Annotated in this window: 2 protein-coding genes; both read right to left on the bottom strand. The window is 39.5% G+C overall.

Annotated features, from left to right (window positions below):
• Positions 1–230: 230 nt before the first annotated feature.
• Positions 231–965: a nucleotidyl transferase AbiEii/AbiGii toxin family protein gene (locus tag HW443_RS10965; protein WP_176231844.1), complete on the bottom strand. Its 735-nt coding sequence runs from the start codon at positions 963–965 to the stop codon at positions 231–233.
• A complete protein-coding gene (locus tag HW443_RS10960) occupies positions 962–1,558 on the bottom strand; it encodes a type IV toxin-antitoxin system AbiEi family antitoxin domain-containing protein (protein ID WP_176235355.1) in 597 nt (198 codons plus the stop codon). The genes HW443_RS10965 and HW443_RS10960 overlap by 4 nt, the downstream gene beginning before the upstream one ends.
• Positions 1,559–1,832: the final 274 nt, after the last annotated feature.

Genomic DNA, 1,832 nt, shown 5'->3' with positions numbered 1-1,832 from the left:
TAGAATCACTTAATTCAGGCTTTCGTAGATAAAAGAACTCGAGCATTTAGGTCAACCCACCCTTAGGTCAATCTACCTAAACTATAAAGTATCTAGTTAGTCTGTTTTGGCAACTTCCTTTTTGTCATTGCGTCGAAAATGACTATGTGACATAGTCATCAGAGAGAAACTTCTAAAGTCTTCCGTTACGCGAAAGATCTACCAATGTTGTGTTTCGGTGAAGATTTTTTCTACAAATATCTCTCTATCTCATTGCCCAAAGACGTTGCAAAATTCTTAAGGATCGCCTGATGGCTCCGAGGTAAGAATAGTTTCAGCTCTCCTCTAAAATCAATCTTCTCCGATTCCAATAATTCTAAAATTCGATCCTTTAACTGGTGGGCTTTCCTATAGTCTTCTGGAATAGTAAGGCGGCTTCTTAAGACAAAATAAAGATCAAAAAAATCTCTGGGTTTCCTTCTTCTGAAAAGAGCTTCGACCTTTTCCGCCACTAAAAGGTCTTCTGGAAGTTGAAGTAGGGTGTAAGGCGGAAGAAGATCACTGGCTATAAGGACAACAATACCTTCAACAGCACTCTCTTTTCTCAGAGAAATCTCAAGTTGGATTCTGACTTTGTAATCAAGAAAGCCAGGAGCAATAATAGATAAATAGCCCCCTGAAGTCTCTTTTGACTCCAATATTTCGACTCCAATTCCTTCTCTTTCAATCTCCAAAAGAGCCTTTTCCGCCAGCTCTTCGATTAAGGGAATTGAGACGTTAAAGCCTGAAAAATCTAGATCCTCCGAAAATCGTGGACTCCCGTAGATAATTTTTAAAGCTGTCCCACCTTTGAAAAGAACCTTTTCAGATCCCTTTTGCCGATAAAAGTAGGACAAAAATAAATGCTGGCAATATTCGCGAACTACATTGAGTTCACTGGTTTGAGACCTGGTGGCAAGGTTTTTTACCAGATCTCTGCCAATCATAGAATTTTCTCCATAAGTCTAAGTAGGCCTTCTCTTTTAAAAGCTTCTGCGTACTCAAGGACTTTTCTCCTGTTGAGATTCTTAGTTGTCAGCCTCTCATTAAGAGCTTTTTTCTTTAGACTCACAAAATAGAGGTAATCCACAAGGGCCTTTTCTGGTTCAGCGATAAGAACCGTCACTCCATCAATCTTCTTAGGCTCATAGCCTAAAAAGGCTTCCCTTTTGATCTTGTAGTAATGATAGATCTTATCCAAAGCCTCAAACTCCCGGGTAGGTTTGGTGGTGGCTGAGGTAATGGTGTAGACAGTTTCTGGAATGAGGTGATGATAGGAAAGAGCATATTCTAAGGAAATATAAGAAGGTTGATAAAGTTTGTTGGCAATCAGAAGTTCGGAGGGCAAATTTGAAGTTAACGCGTAGAGTCCGTTTCTCAACTTTGAGAACAGGTTTTTCCTAGTATGGTCAAAAATGAAAGATGTAGTTGCTTTTGAAGAAACACCAAAGAGACGCTCAAATTCAAGCGGTGTAAAGATGAATATTTTTTTTCTAGACAACTCATTTTGAACTAGTATTGGATTCAGTTTTTTTGCCATATAGGTAAAAAAGTGAAATGATTATCTTAACTTTGGCACATTATTAACATCTAGTCAAGCGCCCAGAGAAGGCCAAATTTGTGGAAGACCACCTCAGTATAACCCTTAGAAAGAAACTCCTGGCCTGAAGCCTGAGAGCTCTTTCTTGTTAGCCCCTTGAAGAAAGAATTCGGGGGTGTCCGCATAACTCACATTGTATAACGAGACCACGGAAGGTAGATCAGTCTGTTGTAGGGGTTGTATGGAGATAGAATCACTTAATTCAGGCTTTCGT

This window comes from Candidatus Hakubella thermalkaliphila, from assembly GCF_013281975.1.
Lineage (GTDB): Bacteria > Actinomycetota > Humimicrobiia > Hakubellales > Hakubellaceae > Hakubella > Hakubella thermalkaliphila.
The sequence above is the reverse complement of the archived record's forward strand: the minus strand, read 5'-3'. Positions and strand labels throughout refer to the sequence as shown.

Excerpts from the sequence above, each read along its gene's own strand:
- HW443_RS10965 (WP_176231844.1), bottom strand. The coding sequence starts at position 965 with ATGATTGGCAGAGATCTGGTAAAAAACCTTGCCACCAGGTCTCAAACC.
- HW443_RS10960 (WP_176235355.1), bottom strand. The coding sequence starts at position 1,558 with ATGGCAAAAAAACTGAATCCAATACTAGTTCAAAATGAGTTGTCTAGA.